The 350-nt window shown below is 59.4% G+C and carries 1 protein-coding gene; it reads left to right on the top strand.

Annotation, left to right across the window (positions count from 1 at the left end; translation table 11 throughout):
- On the top strand, positions 1-350 hold a 350-nt coding region (locus AC1D0P_RS32845; RefSeq protein ID WP_477680541.1), incomplete at both ends, for a J domain-containing protein.

Below are 350 nucleotides of genomic sequence, written 5' to 3'. Positions count from 1 at the left end.
CCCGCTACCAGAGGGAAGCGGCAGCCGGCAGTCGGCCGACCTGGGGAACCAGTGTCAGCCAGTCAACAGAGATACCTATTCCGTCCACTGCCCGCTCCGGCCCCGCCAAGGCCTTGAATGCCCGAAGAGGCGCATCGGATCGCAAGGCGCATGGCGCCGATTTGCACAAACGAAAGCTCAAAGTGCTCGAAGCCAAGGCTTTTGAGACGCTCGGTATTCAGCAAGATGCGACCCCGCAGCAAATTAAGAGCCGCTATAAGGAAAAGCTGAAAATGCATCATCCCGATGCAAACCAGGGCATGCGAGCCTCCGAGGGCGAGCTTCGCGCGGCGATCGAGGCGTATAAGATC

It is taken from the genome of Polaromonas sp. P1_G2 (assembly GCF_056405515.1).
This window is presented reverse-complemented; position numbering and strand designations above follow the sequence as displayed.